The following is a 20663-nucleotide window of genomic DNA, read 5'->3' on the forward strand; positions in this document are numbered from 1 at the left end:
AAACTGATGGTTGGTTTATCGGCCCAATAAAATGGAGCTTTTGTATGTTAATTTTGACTCGACGTGTCGGTGAAACGTTAATGGTGGGTGATGATGTTACAGTCACCGTACTAGGTGTAAAAGGTAATCAAGTGCGAATTGGGGTTAATGCTCCTCGTGACGTAGCGGTCCATCGCGAAGAAATCTACCAGCGGATTCAAGATGAAAAATCCACCGGTGAAGGGTCTTCTGAGCAAGAACCGATTGAGCAGGAATAGAAACCTCACCAATCAAGTCTGATGTTTTGAGGTTGTGCTCTAACAACACACCAAACTTGAATATCTAAAGGTCCACCCCAAGAGTTAAGTATATCCGTGCTTAATGCTTGGGCCGTGGCTCCTGTAGTCATCACGTCATCAATAATGGCGATACGACTAATCCTTTGGTCTGCTTTTTTAGGGGTAACCTTAAAAATGCCTTTCATTTGCTCTAATCTTTGCTTGCGAGTTTACCCTTGTTGGGGTGATTGGTACTCAGGCCGATGGCATACAACTGTATTCATCCTCACGTTTAGTGATTGACTTGAACCTGTAGCGATAAATTGTGCTTGGTTAAATCCTCGTTGTCTTAATCTGCGTTTATGTAAGGGTACGGGTATAAGTAATTGCGGCATCATCGCTTTATCTTTTAGCGCTACCTTAGTAATAGTTTTGCTTAGGCACGATGTGAGTAGGCGGCCAGCGGCAAGGTTACGTTGATGCTTGAATTGATTGAGCAGTCCACTAATAGGGGCAAAATAATCAAAAGCGCATATTGTTTTGGTATATGGCGGCGGTTCTTGCAAGCAGTCAAGACAAATTTGATTGCTATCTAGTTTGTTATAACTCAAAAACGTGGCACACACATCACAGGAGTTTTTGCTCTATGGTATGTCTAAGCGACACGCCGTGCATAGATTATCTTGTTGGTGTGGGTGTGCACCGCAAACCATGCAAGATGGTTGAATGACCTGCTTGAATTGATTAATTAATGACCAGATGTAAACCTCCTTGAGCTAATTAGTTGACTAAAAATGCCTAGCTTTTAATATGCTTGCTGAACTCCTAAGCTGGCAATTCCATGACATCAACGAACACTTCCACTGACACTTCTATGAATACAGACACTAAGTCTAGTTCACTTTTGAAAATTGACCAGCGACATGATTGGGGTGTTAATGAAATCACTCAATTGTTCTCTTTGCCAATGAATGACCTCCTCTTTAAGGCTCAAACAATTCATCGCAAGCATTTTGACCCCAATGAAGTACAGGTCAGCACATTATTGTCTATAAAAACGGGGGCTTGCCCTGAAGATTGTAAATATTGTCCACAAAGTGTTCATAATGATACTGGTCTAGAAGTTGAGCGCTTAATGAAAGTCAAAGAAGTGATCATAGAGGCTGAGGCTGCGAAAGCCACAGGGGCAACTCGTTTTTGTATGGGAGCTGCTTGGAAAAATCCCCGTGCTAAAGATATGCCATACGTATTAGAGATGGTTAAAGAAGTAAAAGCTATGGGCCTTGAGACATGCATGACTTTAGGCATGTTAGCGCCAGAGCAAGCCCAAGAATTATCTGAAGCGGGGTTAGATTATTACAATCATAACCTTGACACTTCACCAGAATTTTATGGGTCTATTATCACTACCAGAACCTATCAAGATCGCTTGAATACCTTAACCAATGTGCGTGATTCTGGCATGAAAGTGTGTGCTGGTGGGATCGTAGGAATGGGAGAAGACTTAAGGGATCGCGTGGGGTTGTTACAACAGTTAGTTAATATGCCACAGCATCCAGAAAGCGTGCCTATCAACATGTTAGTAAAAGTTGAAGGCACTCCTTTAGATCAAATTGAAGACCTTGAACCATTCGATTTTATACGCACTATAGCTGTTGCGCGTATATTAATGCCCCAATCTCATGTGCGTTTGTCTGCGGGAAGGGAGCAAATGAATGAGCAAATGCAAGCGATGTGTTTCTTTGCCGGTGCTAATTCAATATTTTATGGTGAGCGATTGCTGACTACCGAAAACCCAGCTGCACAAAAAGACAGAGCATTATTTTCTAAGTTAGGCATTCGTCCTGAAAAAGGCCAAGATGTTTCTGATGAGGCACACCAAGGTGCCATCGAACAGGCGATTAATCATGCACGCTCGGAGCACATGTTTGTTGACGCTAGTCTCTAATGCACAGTTTAGACCACATTTTTGATGAGCAACTTAAGCGACGCCAAGCTGATGATTTGTATCGCAGCCGAACTTCACATTCAGGGCCACAAGCCCCAGAACTAAAGGTAAATGGGCAGGCTCTACTGGCTTTTTGTAGTAATGATTACTTAGGTTTAGCTAACCATCCGCAGCTGATCAGTGCTGCGAAAAAAGCCTGTGTTGATTACGGATTAGGCAGTGGGGCATCACATCTGGTCGTAGGTCACACTGATCTGCATCATGAGCTAGAAGAATCATTAGCTAAAGCTACGCAACGTCCCAGAGCATTGTTATTTTCTAGTGGCTATATGGCCAATATGGGGGTGATCAGCAGCCTGCTAGAGCGCCAAGATGCCATCTACCAAGACCGTTTGAATCATGCATCTCTATTGGATGGTGGGCTACTAAGTGCAGCTAAATTTAAGCGCTATCGTCACAATGACAGCCTTGATTTACAGCAACAACTAAAAAATACTCAAGCAAGACGACGTTTGGTCGCCACTGATGCCGTATTTAGTATGGATGGTGACAGTGCCGCGCTAAAGCCACTAAGCCAGGTTTGTAATGAGCAAAGGGCTTGGCTGATGATTGATGATGCCCATGGTTTTGGTGTGCTTGGCCCCAACGGTGAAGGTAGTGCTATAGCACAAGGTCTTACAGTTAAAGAGTGCCCCATTTATATGGCCACTTTAGGTAAGGCTTTGGGTAGTTATGGTGCTTTTGTAGCAGGTAGTGATACGCTGATCGAAAGTCTTATACAGTTTTCTCGTAACTATATTTACACCACCGCTCTTCCACCATCAATAGCTGCTGCAAGCCTTGCTGCGGTTAATTTGTTGACAGATGAACCTTGGCGACAGCAGCATCTTAAACACTTGATTGATGTTTTTAAGAAGCGAGCCAAAGAGCTAGGCCTGCCTTTGATGCCCAGTGATACGGCTATTCAGCCCATCATGTTAGGATCATCAACTGTGGCACTAAGAGTAAGCAGCGCACTTAAGGACATGGGTTTGTTAGTTACAGCCATTCGCCCACCAACGGTGCCAAAAGACACTGCGCGCTTAAGAATTACTTTATCTGCGGCGCATACAGAGAGCCATTTACAAAAGTTGCTTGAGGCCTTAGCCGTGCTGCAAAAGCAAGGCTTGTTGCCGTCGGTGAAAGAGTAAATGGAGACCTCAAAACTTTGTCTACGATAACTGAAAAACCTAAGCTTGTTTTACTTCATGGTTGGGGTTATGACAATAACTGTTGGTCTGATGTGATGCTGAACGACTTGCAGGGTCAATATGAACTGATACTACTGGATTTGCCAGGGCACGGGAAGGATGCCTTTATTGCTGGCAAACGTAATAATATTTCACAGCTTGATGAGTGGATTGCTAGCACCAAGCAATTTCTTCCAAACCAATACCATATTTTAGGTTGGTCATTAGGTGCGCAAATAGCGATTCGCATGGCCCATAACGATACACGCATTCAAAGCGTCACACTAATAGCAGTGAACCCTAAATTTACCAGTGGGGCTAATTGGCCAAGTGCCATGTTACCAAATTTGTTGGCACAATTTCAGCAAGGCTATGAGGCTTTGGCAAGCAAAACCTTACGACGTTTTGCAAGTCTGCAAGCCAAAGGGTCAGTAGCTCCTAAGATTTTGGTAGAGCAAATGCTTGAACTTATGCAGGTGCAGGTGAGCAAAGCTTTTGGTCTTAAGTTATTGCAAGAATTAGATGAGCGAGTGCACCTTTGTCAGCTCACCCAGTCCTGCTATATAGAGCTGGCTACTCATGATGCATTGGTACCATTTGAATGGGTGAGCCAGTTACAGTTGCCTACTAGCGTGCAAGTGAATTATGTGGAAGGCGCTCACGGTTATTTACTGGAACATTGTGGAGTCACGAGACAGATGGCCAATTTTCTTCACCTTGAGGTGCCCTTGTGATATCTAATACAAATTTTTTACCTGATGTGCAAGATGTGGCTCACTCATTTAGTCAAGCAGCTAAAAATTATGATCAAGTTGCAGGCTTGCAGCGCCTCGTGGCGGACCAACTAATCACTAAGGGTGCAGGTCTTCACCAAGGTCGTGTGTTGGACATTGGCAGTGGAACAGGATATGTCAGCGCTAAGTTGGCTAATCTTGAAGCTGTGACTAAGGTTACGGGTTTAGATATTGCACAAGGTATGATTGACTACGCTCAATCGTGTCACCATAACAGCAAACTCAACTGGCAATTAGGTGACGCGCAACAAATTCCCTTGGCCTTGCCAGGCCACGCCCGTACATATGACTTAGTGACTTCCTCTTTAGCTATTCAGTGGTGCAAAAACCTTGATGCTGTATTTTCTGGTGTAGCCCACTGTTTGACAGAAGATGGCTTTTTTCACTGTGCTACATTAGGCCCACAAACCTTACATCAACTTAAGTGGGCGTGGGGCCAAGTGGATAATTATCAGCACGTTAATGAGTTTGTGCCGTTAGAGGTTTTACGTAAGGCTCTTAAAAACCACTTCGTAGAAGTAAGCGTTGAGTGCAGACTAATCGAACTTAAATATAAATCTGTGCAGCAACTCACTAAGGATTTAAAGCAACTGGGTGCAAGTAATCATAATGCTTATGCAGCACAGGGTTTGATGGGAGTTGGACGTTTGCGTAAAATGGTGCAGGCATATGAGTCTTTGCGAGATGAGAAAGGCCAGCTGCCAGTCACCTATGAGGTTTATTATATTAAAGCTAAAACCAAGGTAGTTGTATGAAGAGTATAAAAAAACGCTACTTCATAGCTGGCACAGACACTGATGTTGGAAAAACTATGATCGCTTGTGCGCTTTTAGCTCAGGCACGCAGCCAAGGTTTGACTACAGCTGCAGTTAAGCCTGTGGCCGCTGGCTGTATCGAAACTAAAGATGGTTTAAGAAATGATGATGCCCAACAACTTTTAGCACAATGCACACTGCCTTTATATTATGAGCAGGTTAATCCAGTGGCTTTTATTGATCCTATTGCCCCCCATATCGCAGCCCAAAAAGAAGGGCAGCGTATGCAAGTAGATCGCCTTGTTGGTTACACTAGTGGTGTGATAATGCAGGGGGCAGATTTAACTTTAGTAGAAGGTGCTGGTGGTTGGCGGGTGCCTGTTAATGAGCGTGAAACTTTGGCCGATCTTGCCATAGGCTTATCTATACCTGTTGTGTTGGTAGTGGGTATGCGCCTGGGATGTATTAATCATGCGCTATTAACCGTCGAGGCGATTACCAGGGACGGCTTAACGCTGGCAGGTTGGGTTGCTAACTGTGTTGATCCTGAAATGATTGAGCTGGATGCTAATATTGCTACTTTAAAAGATCGCATACCAGCTCCTATGCTGGGTTTGGTTCCTAACCTTGTCAGTGTAGATTCTCCCTTGGCAAGGATTGAAGCTTGCCAAACTTATCTGAAATTGAACCTATTGCTTAAGTAGCGTTTTGGCTAGTTGAATCTTGAGTGCTCTTCCCACGCCTTTATTGCTTTATTTGATGACTATGAAGTCTCACAATTGACCTAGCAATAGGAAACAAGGTATTTTCAAACGACTGTTTGAAAATACCCCCTTATGCTGTAAAAAAATGGAGCCATCATGCCTAGTTACCGAGCCCCACAACGCGACATTCAATTTGTAATGCACGAAGTGTTAGCCATGTCTGACCACTACAAAACATTACAAGGAAATGAGGATATTGATGTACAAACAATTGATGCTATCCTTGAGGAAGCGTCAAAGTTTGCTGAAAACGTGCTAGCTCCTATTAACGCTTCTGGCGATGAGCAGGGGTGTACGTGGGATGATGGTCATGTAACGACGCCCGCTGGGTTTAAAGAAGCCTATGCGCGTTATGTAGAGGGCGGCTGGCCCTCTATTTCACATAGTCCATCTGTTGGAGGGCAAGGGTTGCCTGAGTCTTTAGGCACAATGATTAACGAGTTAAGTGGCACGTCCAACTGGTCTTGGAGTATGTATCCGGGGCTAAGCCATGGTGCGATGAATACTATAGAAACTCATGGTACTGATGCACAGAAGACACTGTATCTATTACCTCTTGTCGAGGGGCGCTGGACTGGCACAATGTGTTTAACCGAGTCTCATTGTGGAACAGACTTAGGCTTATTACGCACCAAAGCCGAACCTCAAGCAGATGGTGGCTATGCCATTACGGGAACAAAAATATTTATATCTGCTGGTGAGCATGACATGGTGGATAACATTGTGCACATCGTACTTGCTCGTTTACCTGGTGCGCCTGAGGGTACTAAAGGCATTTCATTGTTTATCGTACCTAAGGTTAATGTTAATCCAGATGGTAGCCTTGGTGAGCGTAATCAAGTGAAATGCGGTTCGTTAGAGAACAAAATGGGCATTCATGGTAATGCGACTTGTGTAATGAACTTTGATGGCGCCAAAGGTTACCTTATTGGCCCAGCAAATAAAGGTTTAAGTTGCATGTTCACCTTTATGAACATTGCGCGTATAGGTACTGCAGTGCAGGGGTTATGTTCAGCTGAAGGCGCCTTTCAGGGTGCTTTAGAATACAGCAAAGAGCGTTTGCAAATGCGCTCTCTTGCTGGTCCAGTTGAGCCAGAAAAGCCCGCAGATCCAATCATTGTTCATCCAGATGTTCGTAGGATGCTGTTAACAGCTAAAGCCTTTGCTGAAGGCGGACGTATGTTAGTTTATTATTTGTCTCAATTAAATGACACTGTCACACATAATGGCACCACAGATGAAGCCAAAGAAGCTGAAGTTCTATTGTCGTTATTGACACCTATTGCTAAAGCATTCATGACTGAAACGGGCTTAGAGTCTGCCAATTTGGGTATGCAATGCTTTGGTGGGCATGGATACATTCGTGAATATGGTATGGAGCAAATTGTTCGCGATGCACGCATTTCGACTATTTATGAAGGCACTACTGGTATCCAAGCATTGGATCTTTTAGGGCGTAAAGTGCTCATGACGCAGGGCCAAAGCCTTAAAGCTTTTACTAAGAAAATCCATCTTTTCTGCAAAGCTGAAGCTGGAAATGAAGTGATGGCTGAATTTATTGAGCCACTAATGGCGCTTAACAAAGAATGGGGTGATCTGACCATGAAAGTGGGTATGGCAGCCTTGAAAGATCGCAATGAGGTGGGTGCAGCTTCGGTGGATTATTTAATGTATTCAGGCTATGTAACCCAAGCATACCTTTTTGCTCGAGCGGCAAAGGTCTCTCAAGATGCTTTGGCGAAAGGTGCTGGTGATATTGATTTCTACCAAGCGAAGTTGTTTACAGCACAATTTTTCTTCTCACGTTTGTTGCCTAGAACCCAGACCCACGCCACTACAATGCTAGCTGGAGCGGGCACGCTACAAGGCTTAGACCAAGAGCATTTTAGGTTTTAGATTCGGTGCTAAAGCTATAAAAGGCCTGCCTAGGCGGGCTTTTTAATAAGAGTAGATTAACTAAAATGACGGTAAATAAACTCACCCCAAACATAAACAAAAAATAAAGCGGCAACAAAAACAGAGGCTGACCCCATATCCTTTGCTGCCCCCGTAAGGTCATGGTGTGCCAAACTAATGCGATCTAATGTGGTTTCTATAGCAGAGTTAAGGTACTCCATGAGTATCACTAATAAACCAGCCCCTAGCATGAGGATGCGCTCTACAGGTGATTCTCCAAGGTAGATGGTGAAAGGGATACTTGCTAAAAATATCATAGTATATTCACGCATACCTGCCTCATTTTTAAAGCAATAAAGCATGCCCTTAAGGGAGAAGGATGTTGCGTGATACATTCTTTTCCATCCACTGTTTTTAGGGTAGCTGCGTAGGTCAGGTTTGGCTGAGTGCATAAGGTTTTTTACTGCCTGTTATTATAGTTTCTGCTGCTTACTTACCTTTGTTAGTCTAATCAATTTATGATCAACTGAGAAGTGATCATAAAACCGACCAAGCTCCTTGAGCTAAGTAATTAATGATAGAATAACGTTTATTATGTCAGGCTAATGGGAATGCTATTTTGTATCAATTTATTGCGGGTTTGCCAAAAGTAGAATTGCATTTACACATTGAAGGAAGTTTAGAGCCCGAGCTTATGTTTGAGCTAGCGCAGCGCAATGGTATAGATATTCCATTCTCCAACCCAGAGGAAGTGCGTGGTGCTTATGATTTCTCTAATTTACAGTCATTTTTGGATATTTATTACCAGGGAGCTCAAGTACTGATCAGTAAAAGAGATTTTTATGACTTAACTTGGGCTTATATGTTGCGCTGTAAAGCCGATAATGTGCTTCATACAGAGTTATTTTTTGATCCACAAACTCACACAGACAGGGGTATAAGCTTTGACACAGTGATGGAAGGCCTAACCCAAGCACTGCTTCAGGCTGAGCTCGAATTGGGTATTACCAGCCAACTGATATTATGTTTTTTGCGTCACTTAGATGAAGCGAGCGCCTTTGAAACGCTGCAGCAAGCCAAACCATGGAAACAAGAAATTGTTGCAGTAGGTCTAGATTCATCAGAAATAGGTCACCCTCCAGAAAAGTTTGCTAGGGTCTTTGCAGAGGCAGTCAAACAGGGCTACCTAACGGTTGCACATGCAGGCGAAGAGGGCCCATCAAGCAATATTACCGACGCGTTAGATATTCTTAAGGTGAGTCGCATTGACCATGGAGTGCGTTGTGTCGATGACCCTCAACTAGTATCTCGCCTTATAGAACAACAAATACACTTAACTGTTTGTCCCCTTTCTAATACCAAGCTAAAGGTGTTTCAGTCTATGGAGCAGCACAGTATTGTAGATTTACTGCGCCAAGGAGTCAGTGTGGGTATTAATTCTGATGATCCTGCTTATTTTGGTGGATACATGAATGATAACTTTGCAGCTGTTGCCTCCTCTTTTCACACAAGTCATCTTGAGTTAGCTAAATTTACAGCTAATGCTATCGATGCTAGCTTTTGTAGCATAGCGCGTAAGGCTGAGTTACATCAAAATCTACAACACTATGTGGATAGCCAGTAACTCATGTCATCAATAAAAATTTTAGTCGTAGGAGCATCTAGCCAAGTGGGCTCTGCGTTGTGTGCAAGAGCGCTAAGTGTGGAAATGTCAGTAGTTTCGTTTAATGATCATGCGCAAGATATTTTATCTTTTGATTCTCTTACAGAGATTGTTGCTAAACACCAGCCCAATTATGTAGTAAATGTTACAGGTTCCTCTAGTGTTGATTGTGCGCAGGATCAGCTTGATGAAAAGAGCCTTGCTGAACATGAAGCTGTATTACTATTAGCTAAAGTATGTAATGCATTAAGTATACCCTTATTGCACCTATCTACTGATTATGTATTTGACGGACAGCAGCATGCGCCTTACAAAGAAGAAGCCTATACCGCTCCAGTGAATCGCTATGGTGAAGCTAAGCTTGCTTTTGAAAAACTCATAAAACAACACTGCCATCAACATATTATTCTTCGTGTGGGCTGGATATTCAGTGCTCAAGGCAATAATTTTGTATTGAGAACTTTGCGACAATTACAGCAGCATGATTCCGTAAAGGCTGTGTCTGATCAACAAGGGTGTCCTACCTATGCTAATGATGTCGCAGGAGTGATGATTGCTATAATTAATCAGCTAGAATGTGATATTGAGGTTTGGGGTACCTATCACTATAGCGGTGCTGAAGTGACTACTTGGAAAGGTTTTGCTGAAGCTATACTTGCTGCAGCAAAAAAACATGGCGCTACACAGGCGCAAACGATTGAGGCTGTGACAAGTTTAGAGTGGCCAGCTAATGCGCCTCGACCTGCTTATAGTGTACTAGATTGTAGTAAAATACTTTCCACTTTTGGCATACGTCAAAGACCATGGCGCTCGGGCCTTGTTAAGGTCATCGATCAGGTTTTTAAACCGGTATCAATAGACTGATTAACACTGTTTAATCATCAACTATTCAAGTTAAATCGCCTAACACCTAATGTAAAATAGAAGAGATGGCTAAGGGCGGGTATAATACATGGTAATTAAACTATTAAGCGGTCATCTAGTGAGGCTGTGAGTGAGCTTATGCAACATCAGTTGATAGACGACTTTGGACGACAGGTCGATTATGTACGTATTTCTGTAACAGATCGGTGTGATTTTCGCTGTGTGTATTGCATGGCAGAAGAAATGACATTTTTGCCTCGACATAGCATCATGAGTATTGAGGAAATTGAGCTTGTTGCCAAAGCATTTGTAGAATTAGGTGTAACTCGCATCCGTCTTACGGGAGGTGAGCCTTTAGTGCGCAGAGGTTTAGTTGAAAATCTGCATAAAATAGGCAAGCTAAAAGGTCTCAATGAACTGCTGATTACGACCAATGGTTCACAACTAGTGCGACATGCGAAAGCCCTCAAAGAAGCAGGGGTCAAGCGTTTAAATGTAAGTTTAGATTCATTGGATGAGGCTAAGTTTAAAGCGATGACCCGCACTGGAAAATTACCTCAGGTTTTACAAGGTATTAATGCTGCGATTGAAGAAGGTTTTGAGCGTATAAAAATTAATGCAGTAGTGATGCGTGGAAGCAACGATGATGAGGTGCTTGACTTAGTTGACTTTGCCCGTGATAAAGGAATAGATATCGCTTTTATCGAAGAAATGCCTTTAGGTAATATCGAAAGTCATGATCGTGCACTGACATACTGCTCTAGTGATGATGTGCGTGAAATTATTGAGCAACACTATCCATTAACTCATAATCCACAAAAAACTGCTGGCCCATCTCGTTATTACAGCATGCCTAACCACAAAACTCGGATTGGTTTTATTTCTCCGCACAGTCATAATTTCTGTAGTGACTGTAATCGTGTCAGAGTCACAGTAGAGGGACGCTTATTGTTGTGTTTAGGTAATGAACACAGTCTTGATCTTATGCCCATATTACGGGCCCAACCAGGGCAAATTGAGCCCATAAAAGAAGCGATTATTGCTTCTATGGCACTAAAGCCAGAAAAGCATCATTTTGATTTGCATGAAAAGCCGCAAATTCTCCGATTCATGAACGCCACTGGCGGATAATAAGAACAATTAAACATGACTAATAATATTGATCCATTTCAGGATATTAGGCCTTATAGCGATGAAGAAGTTAGGCCGGTAATCGATGCTCTTTTAAACAACAAAGAGCTGCTGGATGTTTTAGGGCGTTTCAAATATCCTCGTTTAAAGTCACTCTTAGGGCCTGCTTTAAATCTTCCTATACAGTGGGTGCTTAGGCGAGAATTTGAGCATGTGAAAGATGTATCCTCATGGCAAAAAATCATTTCTAAATATATGGGGAAAATGCTCAAACGTACGGTTTCCCAATTGACCTATAGTGGTTTGGAGAAGCTAAAGCCTGATACAGGGTACCTATTTATTTCTAACCACCGCGACATTACTATGGACCCTGCTTTAGTGAGTTATGGTTTAGACCAACAAGGTTTAGAAACAGCTCGTGTTGCAATTGGAGACAACCTGTTACAAAAGCCATATGTTAGCGACATCATGCGACTTAATAAAAGCTTTGTAGTTAAGCGCTCCGCCACTGGAGTTCGTGAAAAAATGAAAGCTTATATGCAATTGTCCAGTTATATTGATCACTCAGTGCATACAGGCCATAACATCTGGATTGCCCAAAGAGAAGGCAGAGCTAAAGATGGTATTGATACTACTGATGTGGCAGTTATGAAAATGTTATACATGAGTAAGAAAAAATCTGGCCAAAGCTATGCTGATTACATTAATAGCTTGCACATAGTTCCTGTGTCTATCGCTTATGAATTTGACCCATGTGACAAAGCAAAAGCGTGTGAGTTAGCGGCTTTAGAAACTAGTGGTGAGTATACTAAAGCTAAATTTGAAGATATGAAAAGTATTGTTAAAGGCATTGTTGGTAACAAGGGCAAGGTTCATGTTGCCTTTGGGGAGCCTTTAAAAGGTCAGTTTGAAACGCCAGAAGACATCGCCCTTGCTATCGATTCAAGCATTGCTAAAAACTACCAGCTGCAAGCTACTAATATGGCTGCCCATGCTATTCGTCAAGGGCAGTCCCATGAGGAAGCAGATGCATTACAACAACGCTTTGCAGGGCTCACCTCTAGGCAGCAAGAACATGCGTTAGCCATGTATGTTAATCCAGTGTTGCGACAGCAACAATTTAATGTCGTAGTTGTAGACTAAGGATTCCCGCGTTATGTCACAATTGACCCATATAGATAATCAAGGCCATGCCCATATGGTGGATGTGTCTGAGAAGGATGTCACCACCCGTGTAGCACGTGCGGAGGCGTTCGTAGAAATGCTACCGTCCACTTTGGAATTAATTACCGGAGGTGGTCACAAAAAAGGTGACGTGCTGGCTGTGGCTCGTATTGCAGGCATCCAAGCAGCAAAAAAATGCAGTGACCTGATTCCTTTGTGTCACCCTCTGATGTTGTCTAAGGTTAGCGTAGATTTGATCCCAGATGTGGCTAATAATCGTGTTTGTATCCAGACTATGTGTAAGCTAAATGGTCGTACAGGGGTAGAAATGGAGGCACTATGTGCGGCATCTACTGCAGCTCTAACGCTCTATGACATGTGTAAAGCTGTGGATCGTGGCATGATTATAAGTGGCTTGCGGGTGGTAGAAAAGCAAGGTGGTAAAAGTGGTCATTGGGTGATTGATACTACTTTAGGAGAGCGAGCGTGATCAAAGTGCTTTTTTTCGGACAGCTTAAAGAACAGCTAGGCGTTACGGGTATTGAGGTTTTGGTAGATGTTGACATTAACGTTTCGCAACTTATTGATAACATCATAAAAACCCACCCAAAATGGGCTCAAGATATTAACCATGAAACAGTGCTGGTTGCAGTTGATCAAATTATGGCAAAGGCAGGCACACTAGTGCCAGTGTCTTGTGAGGTCGCTTTTTTCCCACCAGTAACAGGAGGCTAAGCCCATTTTACTTGTTAGAACAGTCTTTTTTTATATGGGTTTATCTATTATCTCCATAATTGCGTCAACTTTATTGGTGACCACTTCTCCTGTGGTTAAGCGTCGCTTTAGGTTTAAGTTTGTGAGTTATTGTAATCGTGCAGTTTTGCAATGGATGAAGATAACTTGTGGAGTAACGTTTGAAATAAACGGCCTGCACCATATACCTAAAAATCAGCCTTTGGTAGTGGCTTGCAACCATCAAAGTGATTGGGAAACATTTTTTTTGCTCACCATTGGGTTGCCTGTGAGTACAGTGCTTAAAAGGGAGTTGCTGTACATTCCATTTTTTGGATGGGCTTTAGCGATGCTTAACCCAATAGCCATAGATCGTAAGCGCAAAACAAACGCACTAAAGCAGCTTTCTCAGCAAGGCTGTGAACGGTTGAATGCGGGCATTTCTGTAGTGATATTTCCAGAAGGTACGCGTTGCCCTCCTGGTGCATTGGGCCCATGTACAAAAGGGGCTGCAATGCTGGCTCACCAAGCTGGCGTACCCATTTTGCCTATAGTGCAAAACAGTGGCCACTTGTCTTCTCCACGCAAATGGCTAAAACCTGCTGGTAAGATAGAGGTAAGAATTGGACAGCCTATCAGTGCTGATGTGCCAACTAAAGAAATGCATGCACAGATGGTTTCTTGGATGACGGAAAACCTTTCTAAGATATCCTAGATTAATTGTAGTCAATTGCCACCATTGGGTGACAATTGACTAAGTCTTAAGCTACGTATTTAGTGAATACTAAGCTTGCATTAGTGCCACCAAAGCCAAAGCTGTTAGACATCACTGTGGTTAATTCCACATTGTCTTTCTTTTGAGTGATCACGGGCATTCCATCAGCACCTTCATCTAATTGATCAATGTTGGCTGAGGCAGCGATAAAGCTATTGGCTTGCATTAAAAGGCTGTAAATAGCTTCTTGCACTCCAGCAGCGCCCAAAGAGTGACCGGTAAGTGACTTGGTAGAGGTGATTGGTGGGCATTGATCACCAAATACAGACTTCACTGCTTTAAGTTCCTGGATGTCACCAGCAGGTGTGCTAGTACCGTGGGCGTTAATGTAATCGATAGGTTTGTCGATAGTGCTCATCGCCTGTTGCATGCAGCGCATAGCACCTTCACCAGAGGGTGAAACCATATCATAACCATCAGAAGTGGCACCATATCCTACTAGTTCAGCATAAATTTTTGCTCCACGAGCTTTTGCATGCTCGAGCTCTTCTAGTACTAACATGCCACCACCGCCTGCAATCACAAAGCCATCTCTATTCTCATCGTAAGCGCGTGAAGCTTGTGTTGGGGTGTCGTTGTACTTACTAGATAGTGCGCCCATTGCATCAAATAAAACACTCTGGCTCCAATGCAACTCCTCACCACCACCAGCAAAAACAACATCTTGCTTATTCAGTTGAATCTGTTCCATAGCGTTGCCAATGCAGTGGGCGCTAGTAGAACAAGCAGAGGTAATGGAGTAGTTACACCCTTTGATTTTAAACGGTGTGGCTAGGCACGCTGATACTGTGCTTGCCATAGTGCGGGTAACACGATAAGGGCCTACGCGGCGTAGACCTTTTTCGCGCATGCCATCAGCAGCTTCAATAACGTTGCCATTAGATGCCCCACCAGAACCTGCAATCAATCCTGTGCGAGGGTTGGAAACTTGTTCGTCTGTTAGGCCAGAATCATCGATAGCTTGCTGCATAGATAAGTATGCATAGGCAGCAGCATCACCCATAAAACGCATTAATTTACGGTCTATCAAGCTAGCAAAGTCTATGTCTACACTGCCTGCAATGTGACTTTTGAATCCCATTTCTTGGTACTCAGGCTGAAAACTAATGCCTGACTTGCCTGCGTTTAAGGACGCTAAAACTTCTTCTTGATTGTGTCCTATGCAGGATACAATCCCTAATCCGGTAACGACAACACGTCGCATAATAGACCTCATTAATGTGCAGTTAAATAATGTACTTTAAATTTACCTTAGACGTCTCTAGTAGATTAAAAGTCGTCTGTGCTGGTAAATAGTCCAACGCGTAAATCTTTTGCAGTGTAAATCTCCCTGCCATCTACTTCCATACTGGCGTTGGCAATGCCCATGACCAGTTTGCGTTCAATGCAGCGAGTAATATCAATTTTGTAAGTTACTTTTTTAGCAGTAGGAAGTACTTGCCCAAAAAATTTAACTTCGCCAGAGCCTAGAGCACGACCGCGACCTTTATTACCTTTCCATCCAAGATAAAAGCCAACAATCTGCCACATAGCATCTAAGCCTAAACAGCCTGGCATAACAGGGTCAGTAGGAAAGTGGCAGTCAAAAAACCATAGATCTGGACTAATATCCAATTCAGCAATAATCTGACCTTTATCATGGCTACCGCCAGTTTCAGAAATATGGACTATACGATCCATCATCAGCATATTGCCTACAGGTAAGCGGGCGTTGCCAAGGCCGAACATGTCGCCATTGCCGCAAGATAATAGTTCGTCACGGTTAAAGGAAGAAGGTCTGCTCATTAATATGTTTTCCGTATGGTGGTAACTAAGTGTAATAACTGATCAATGTATTATTGTAGCACTATTAGTTTTGTCGGGCTAAAGCTAGGGTACATAAATTAGCCAAAGAGCTTTTATAGTGCGAATCCTCTATTAAATCAAGGCAGTTCAATGCATGTTGTGTTTCTTGTGAAGCTCTAGCTCGAGTGTAATCTAGCGAGCCGCAGCGATTTAAAATTGATTGTATTTGATCGATGTGTTCGCAGCTACCCTGCCTGATGGCACTACGAATTAGTGTGCGCTCCTCTTGAGTTGCGTACTGCATCGCATGAATCAAAGGTAAAGTGGGCTTCCCTTCAGCTAAATCATCACCTACTTCTTTGCCCATAGTCGCCGGGTCACCAGTATAGTCCATAAGGTCATCTATAAGCTGAAATGCAATGCCTAGGTGGCGCCCAAAGCGCCTTAAGGCGTCAGTTTTTATTGGGTCAGCTTTAGCTAATTGAGCGCCTGTGTGGCTAGCGGCTTCAAATAACATAGCTGTTTTGCCAAGAATAACATGAAGGTAGCTCTGTTCACTCACATCTGGGTTCTTGGCGTTAAGCATTTGTAACACTTCACCTTCAGCGATAACGTTAGTGGCACTGGACAAAGTGCCCATAATATTTACTTGGCCTATTTCTACTAGCATCTGAAATGCGCGAGAATATAAAAAATCACCCACAAGAACGCTAGAGGAGTTGCCCCATTTATTATTAGCAGTGGGTTTTCCGCGTCGCAGATCAGATGTATCTACTACGTCATCATGCAACAAAGTGGCGGTATGAATGAACTCAACAACTGCAGCAAGGGTTATATGTTTAAAGCCTTGGTACCCGCAAGCTTGGGCTGACAATAATACCAATAGTGGGCGTAAGCGTTTGCCGCCACTTTCTATAATATATTGGCCGATTTTCTCCACTAATGGAACGTTTGAGCTAAGGTGCTGGATAATAGAGGCATCAACAGCTGCGAAGTCGTCTTTTACTGATGAGTATAGGTCGGTAGCCTGCATAACTGATGCGGAATCGATGTGAGAAATTGAGTTGTTAATGCTAGTTAGCTAGAGCCCAAGTGTCAAGGAAACTGCTATCAGCGAAGGATTATTTGACTAACATTGGTTGCCAATTAAGTGATTCAGAGGTCAGCACTAAAAACCTTAAGATACTGTGTTCATATGCTTGTGAATAATGGGAAGTTAGCGTAAAATTACGCCCCCTGTGACTGGTCCAACTTGCTCCCTGTCATATGGCACTTTAAAGAACTATTTTTAGCCCTTTAAATGCTATTAGCAGCAGGCCTTTTTTTAGTAGCCGGATCAGCACATATTGGAGAAGTGTATGTACGCAGTAATTGTAAGCGGTGGCAAGCAGCACCGTATAGAAGAGGGTGAAACCCTCAAGCTAGAAAAACTGAACCTTGAAGTTGGCGCTAGCGTTGATTTTGATCGTGTGCTTTTAGTTGTTAATGGTGAAGATGTGAAGATCGGTGCTCCTGTTGTTGAAGGCGCTAAGGTTTCTGCAGAGATCGTGTCTCACGGTCGTGGCAAGAAAGTTCGCATCATGAAGTTTAAGCGCCGTAAGCACCACATGAAGCAGATGGGTCATCGTCAGTGGTTTACCGAAGTTAAGATTACTGGCATTAGTGCCTAATCGTAAGGAGATAACCCATGGCTCATAAGAAAGCAGGTGGTAGTACTAATAACGGTCGCGATTCAGAGTCTAAACGCTTAGGTGTTAAGCGCTTTGGTGGTCAGGCCGTTGCAGCGGGTAATATTCTAGTTCGTCAGCGTGGAACTCACTTCCATGCTGGTACAAACGTAGGTTGTGGTAAAGATCACACTTTGTTTGCTACAGTAACTGGTACTGTTAAGTTCGTTGTTAAAGGTCCTAAAAACCGCAAGTTCGTTACTATCGTACCGGCTTAAGGTTAAGAACCTAAAAAGGCCTTAGGGGTCTTTAAAAAAAAGCCCCGCCTAGCGGGGCTTTTTTGTGCTCAATATGAGCGAAACGCCACAGCGTGATATGTTAGACACGTGGCGATTTAATTATTACTGATCAAGGCGCGGAGCCTTTATCTTGCAGCCTTTGCTGCACGGAGAATGTATGAAATTTGTTGACGAAAGTAACGTCATTGTGGAAGCAGGTAAAGGCGGGAACGGTTGCTTAAGCTTTCGACGTGAGAAGTACATTCCTCGTGGTGGCCCAGATGGCGGTGATGGTGGAGATGGTGGGAGTATTTACGTAGAAGCAGATGAGACGCTAAATACTTTGGTTGATTATCGTTTTCAACCTCGCTATCAAGCTCAATCTGGTGAATCAGGTAAAGGCGCTGATTGCACAGGTGGTTCTGGCGAAGACATGACTTTAACAGTGCCTGTAGGTACGACTATTGTCGATCGTGATACTGATGAAGTGCTAGGTGACTTAGCAGAGGCAGGCCAAATTATAAAGGTGGCTCAAGGTGGTTTCCACGGCTTAGGTAATACGCGATTTAAATCTAGCGTTAACCGCGCTCCTCGCCAAACTTCAAATGGATCCCCAGGTGAAAAGCGTAACCTTCGTTTTGAGCTAAAAGTATTAGCAGATGTAGGGTTGTTAGGCATGCCCAATGCGGGTAAATCGACCTTTATTCGAGCGGTGTCTGCAGCTAAGCCTAAAGTGGCTAATTATCCGTTTACTACACTTACCCCCAATCTTGGTGTTGTGAGTCTGCAGCGCCATCGTAGTTTTGTTATCGCCGATATTCCAGGGCTCATTGAAGGCGCAGCTGAAGGTGCAGGGCTTGGTATTCAATTTCTTAAGCATTTGTCTCGTACAAGTGTGTTGTTGCACTTGGTGGATATGGCGCCTTGGGACGATGTTACACCTGCTGAAACAGCTAAGATAATAGTGCGTGAGCTGGAGAAGTTTAGCCCGGCTCTAGCGGATCGTGAGCGTTGGTTGGTGCTTAATAAGCTTGATTTAGTGCCAGAAGATGAGCGCAAAGAACGCTGCCAGTCTGTTGTTGACGCGCTTAATTGGAAAGGCCCAGTGTATGAAATTGCGGCAATTAATAAGCAAGGCACACTAAAGCTTGCTGGCGACATCATGGACTTCATCGAAGAGCGCAATGAGCGCGCGCTAGCAGATCCAGAATACGCTGCTGAAGAAGAGGAGTTGAAGCTACGCCTAGAGCAAGAAGCTCGTGAACGTGTGCAGCAGTTTAAGCTTGCTCGTCATCAACAGCGCCTGGCAGCCAAAGGCAATGATGATCTAGACGATGATTATGACGACGATGACTACGATGTTGAAGTCGAGTACACCTATGACTAGCCATCAGGCTGCTGTTAGTGGCCAGCGCTGGGTAGTTAAAATCGGCAGCGCATTGCTAACCGATGATGGTAAAGGCCTCGATAAAGAGGCCATTTCTGGTTGGGTCGATCAATTAGCAAAACTACGCCAGCAAGGTGTAGAGATCGTATTAGTCTCGTCAGGTTCAATTGCCCAAGGTATGGTGCTTTTGGGCTGGACTCAAAGACCAAAAGAAATTCATAATCTTCAAGCTGCTGCAGCTGTAGGCCAGATGGGCTTGGTGCAGTGCTATGAAGAAAGTTTTTCGCGACATGATATGCGTACCGCGCAAATTCTTCTTACCCATGACGATTTAACTCACCGTGAGCGTTATCTCAATGCTCGTGGCACTTTGCGTGCTTTAGTTAGTCACAACGTTATCCCTGTAGTAAATGAAAACGATACAGTCGTTACGGATGAAATTCGTTTTGGTGATAACGATACTTTAGGTGCTTTGGTGGCTAATCTAGTTGAAGCAGACTTGTTGGTGATTCTTACGGATCAAGATGGTTTGTGCGACAAAGACCCAAGGCATCATAAAGATGCAAAGCTGTTATCACAGGTGCACGCGAGTGACCCTTCACTCATTCCAATGGCTAGTGGTTCGCCAGGCAGTTTAGGTAGTGGTGGCATGCTCACCAAAATACAGGCTGCAAAACTAGCTGCTCGTTCAGGCGCTAATACTATTATCGCGAATGGGCGCACTGTGGATGTTTTGCGCCGCTTGCGCGAAGGTGAGGCTTTAGGCACTCTATTTATTCCCGATCAAGAGCCTTTGCTAGCCCGTAAGCAGTGGCTTGCAGGGCACCTTAAGGCTAAAGGTGAGCTGCATTTAGACGCTGGAGCTGTGAAAGTGCTTACTCGGCAGGGAAAGAGTTTGCTATGCGTCGGAGTCACTAGGGTTCAAGGGGAGTTCACTCGCGGTGATATGGTGTTGGTGCTTGATCCACATGGAGACGCCATTGCTCGGGGTTTGGTTAACTACTCATCTGATGAGGCGTTGAAAATTATTGGCTTGGCTAGTGGGTCAATTGAATCTACTTTGGGCTATGTCGCAGAGTCTGAGCTCATGCATCGGGATAATCTTGTGTTATTGTAGTGAAGTACTTGAAAATGCAGACACAAAAAAACCGGCCTTGGCCGGTTTTTATATGCGCTATAATAAATTATAGGGCTTTAATTTTTGCACTTAAACGGCTCTTATGACGAGCAGCTTTGTTCATAGTAAAGATGCCTTTAGAGACACTTTTATCCATAATAGTCATTGCAGTTGTGTACGCAGCTTGGGCAGCATCTTTGTCACCAGCTTCAATAGCAGCGATAACTTTCTTTAAGTATGTGCGTGCCATGGAGCGCAGACTTGCGTTATGACTGCGACGTTTTTCTGCCTGGCGAGCGCGTTTCTTTGATCCAGCGGAATTGGCCACGATCTGGCTCCTATATAAATATAATAAAAAAGCTTTAAATAAAGTGCTAAACACAATATTTACAGCAGGGTGTTTATGAGGTGCGAAATTATTCCCGTTTGGGCGCCTATTGTCAACTTAGATTGAGCC

24 protein-coding genes are annotated in these 20663 nt (G+C 43.7%); 18 read left to right on the forward strand and 6 right to left on the reverse strand.

What is annotated here, in order from left to right; translation table 11 throughout:
- The first annotated feature begins 44 nt into the window (after positions 1-44).
- Positions 45-257, forward strand: a complete 213-nt coding sequence (gene csrA / locus ABXT42_RS01880) for a carbon storage regulator CsrA (protein ID WP_443629424.1) — start codon at positions 45-47, stop codon at positions 255-257.
- Positions 258-262: 5 nt separating this feature from the next.
- Here the strand turns inward: csrA and ABXT42_RS01885 are convergent, their stop codons facing one another.
- Positions 263-463, reverse strand: coding sequence for a hypothetical protein (locus ABXT42_RS01885; RefSeq protein ID WP_443628691.1), 201 nt, complete (start codon positions 461-463; stop codon positions 263-265).
- A 668-nt stretch (positions 464-1131) separates the two neighbouring features.
- On the opposite strand from ABXT42_RS01885, the gene bioB reads away from it, so the two are divergent.
- From bioB to ABXT42_RS01915, 6 genes are all read left to right on the forward strand, one after another.
- Positions 1132-2205 (forward strand): biotin synthase BioB, encoded by a 1074-nt coding sequence (gene bioB / locus ABXT42_RS01890; RefSeq protein ID WP_443629425.1) that lies wholly within the window; start codon positions 1132-1134, stop codon positions 2203-2205.
- Complete coding sequence (bioF, locus tag ABXT42_RS01895; RefSeq protein WP_443628692.1) at positions 2205-3395, forward strand: 8-amino-7-oxononanoate synthase; 1191 nt, start codon at positions 2205-2207, stop codon at positions 3393-3395. The genes bioB and bioF overlap by 1 nt, the downstream gene beginning before the upstream one ends.
- Positions 3396-3412: 17 nt before the next feature.
- Complete coding sequence (locus tag ABXT42_RS01900) at positions 3413-4168, forward strand: alpha/beta fold hydrolase (RefSeq protein WP_443628693.1); 756 nt, start codon at positions 3413-3415, stop codon at positions 4166-4168.
- A complete protein-coding gene (gene bioC / locus ABXT42_RS01905) occupies positions 4165-4983 on the forward strand; it encodes a malonyl-ACP O-methyltransferase BioC (protein WP_443628694.1) in 819 nt (272 codons plus the stop codon). The genes ABXT42_RS01900 and bioC overlap by 4 nt, the downstream gene beginning before the upstream one ends.
- Positions 4980-5687, forward strand: a complete 708-nt coding sequence (gene bioD / locus ABXT42_RS01910) for a dethiobiotin synthase (protein ID WP_443628695.1) — start codon at positions 4980-4982, stop codon at positions 5685-5687. The genes bioC and bioD overlap by 4 nt, the downstream gene beginning before the upstream one ends.
- A gap of 156 nt (positions 5688-5843) precedes the next feature.
- The gene (locus ABXT42_RS01915; protein ID WP_443628696.1) at positions 5844-7643 is read left to right on the forward strand and encodes an acyl-CoA dehydrogenase C-terminal domain-containing protein; all 1800 of its coding nucleotides are present in this window, start codon (positions 5844-5846) and stop codon (positions 7641-7643) included.
- A gap of 56 nt (positions 7644-7699) precedes the next feature.
- Here the strand turns inward: ABXT42_RS01915 and ABXT42_RS01920 are convergent, their stop codons facing one another.
- Positions 7700-7975 carry a diacylglycerol kinase gene (locus ABXT42_RS01920; RefSeq protein ID WP_443628697.1) on the reverse strand — a complete coding sequence of 92 codons (276 nt, stop codon included), beginning with the start codon at positions 7973-7975 and terminating at the stop codon, positions 7700-7702.
- Between the two features lie 287 nt (positions 7976-8262).
- Here ABXT42_RS01920 and ABXT42_RS01925 point away from each other — a divergent pair, with 287 nt between their 5' ends.
- The 7 genes from ABXT42_RS01925 to ABXT42_RS01955 all read left to right on the forward strand — a co-directional run bounded on the left by ABXT42_RS01925 (position 8263) and on the right by ABXT42_RS01955 (position 13912).
- Positions 8263-9267, forward strand: coding sequence for an adenosine deaminase (locus tag ABXT42_RS01925; protein ID WP_443628698.1), 1005 nt, complete (start codon positions 8263-8265; stop codon positions 9265-9267).
- Positions 9268-9270: 3 nt separating this feature from the next.
- On the forward strand, positions 9271-10170 hold the full coding sequence (rfbD, locus tag ABXT42_RS01930; RefSeq protein WP_443628699.1) for a dTDP-4-dehydrorhamnose reductase: 900 nt from the start codon (positions 9271-9273) through the stop codon (positions 10168-10170).
- A gap of 138 nt (positions 10171-10308) precedes the next feature.
- Positions 10309-11301: a GTP 3',8-cyclase MoaA gene (gene moaA, locus ABXT42_RS01935; RefSeq protein ID WP_443628700.1), complete on the forward strand. Its 993-nt coding sequence runs from the start codon at positions 10309-10311 to the stop codon at positions 11299-11301.
- Positions 11302-11316: 15 nt separating this feature from the next.
- Positions 11317-12444, forward strand: a complete 1128-nt coding sequence (locus ABXT42_RS01940; protein WP_443628701.1) for a 1-acyl-sn-glycerol-3-phosphate acyltransferase — start codon at positions 11317-11319, stop codon at positions 12442-12444.
- Between the two features lie 13 nt (positions 12445-12457).
- Positions 12458-12955: a cyclic pyranopterin monophosphate synthase MoaC gene (gene moaC, locus ABXT42_RS01945; RefSeq protein ID WP_443628702.1), complete on the forward strand. Its 498-nt coding sequence runs from the start codon at positions 12458-12460 to the stop codon at positions 12953-12955.
- Positions 12952-13200 (forward strand): MoaD/ThiS family protein, encoded by a 249-nt coding sequence (locus ABXT42_RS01950; protein WP_443628703.1) that lies wholly within the window; start codon positions 12952-12954, stop codon positions 13198-13200. Before moaC ends, ABXT42_RS01950 begins: the two co-directional genes overlap by 4 nt.
- A 34-nt stretch (positions 13201-13234) precedes the next feature.
- A complete protein-coding gene (locus ABXT42_RS01955) occupies positions 13235-13912 on the forward strand; it encodes a lysophospholipid acyltransferase family protein (protein WP_443628704.1) in 678 nt (225 codons plus the stop codon).
- A gap of 46 nt (positions 13913-13958) precedes the next feature.
- On the opposite strand, the gene fabB is transcribed toward ABXT42_RS01955, so the two are convergent.
- From fabB to ABXT42_RS01970, 3 genes are all read right to left on the reverse strand, one after another.
- Positions 13959-15176: a beta-ketoacyl-ACP synthase I gene (gene fabB / locus ABXT42_RS01960; protein WP_443628705.1), complete on the reverse strand. Its 1218-nt coding sequence runs from the start codon at positions 15174-15176 to the stop codon at positions 13959-13961.
- Positions 15177-15241: 65 nt separating this feature from the next.
- Positions 15242-15757 carry a 3-hydroxyacyl-[acyl-carrier-protein] dehydratase FabA gene (fabA, locus tag ABXT42_RS01965; RefSeq protein WP_443628706.1) on the reverse strand — a complete coding sequence of 172 codons (516 nt, stop codon included), beginning with the start codon at positions 15755-15757 and terminating at the stop codon, positions 15242-15244.
- A gap of 64 nt (positions 15758-15821) precedes the next feature.
- Positions 15822-16790, reverse strand: a complete 969-nt coding sequence (locus ABXT42_RS01970) for a polyprenyl synthetase family protein (RefSeq protein WP_443628707.1) — start codon at positions 16788-16790, stop codon at positions 15822-15824.
- 325 nt (positions 16791-17115) lie between these two features.
- Between ABXT42_RS01970 and rplU the strand changes: the two genes are divergently transcribed.
- The 4 genes from rplU (at position 17116) to proB (ending at position 20206) form a co-directional block, all read left to right on the forward strand.
- A complete protein-coding gene (gene rplU, locus ABXT42_RS01975; protein WP_443628708.1) occupies positions 17116-17427 on the forward strand; it encodes a 50S ribosomal protein L21 in 312 nt (103 codons plus the stop codon).
- Between the two features lie 17 nt (positions 17428-17444).
- A complete protein-coding gene (gene rpmA, locus ABXT42_RS01980; RefSeq protein ID WP_046484350.1) occupies positions 17445-17702 on the forward strand; it encodes a 50S ribosomal protein L27 in 258 nt (85 codons plus the stop codon).
- 178 nt (positions 17703-17880) lie between these two features.
- Positions 17881-19089, forward strand: a complete 1209-nt coding sequence (gene cgtA, locus ABXT42_RS01985; protein WP_443628709.1) for an Obg family GTPase CgtA — start codon at positions 17881-17883, stop codon at positions 19087-19089.
- The gene (gene proB / locus ABXT42_RS01990) at positions 19082-20206 is read left to right on the forward strand and encodes a glutamate 5-kinase (protein ID WP_443628710.1); all 1125 of its coding nucleotides are present in this window, start codon (positions 19082-19084) and stop codon (positions 20204-20206) included. Before cgtA ends, proB begins: the two co-directional genes overlap by 8 nt.
- A gap of 67 nt (positions 20207-20273) precedes the next feature.
- Here proB and rpsT read toward each other — a convergent pair whose 3' ends face one another.
- Positions 20274-20534, reverse strand: coding sequence for a 30S ribosomal protein S20 (gene rpsT, locus ABXT42_RS01995; protein ID WP_443628711.1), 261 nt, complete (start codon positions 20532-20534; stop codon positions 20274-20276).
- Positions 20535-20663: the final 129 nt, after the last annotated feature.

Source organism: Candidatus Njordibacter sp. Uisw_002, from assembly GCF_047730155.1.
Classification (GTDB): Bacteria; Pseudomonadota; Gammaproteobacteria; order Pseudomonadales; family Balneatricaceae; genus Njordibacter.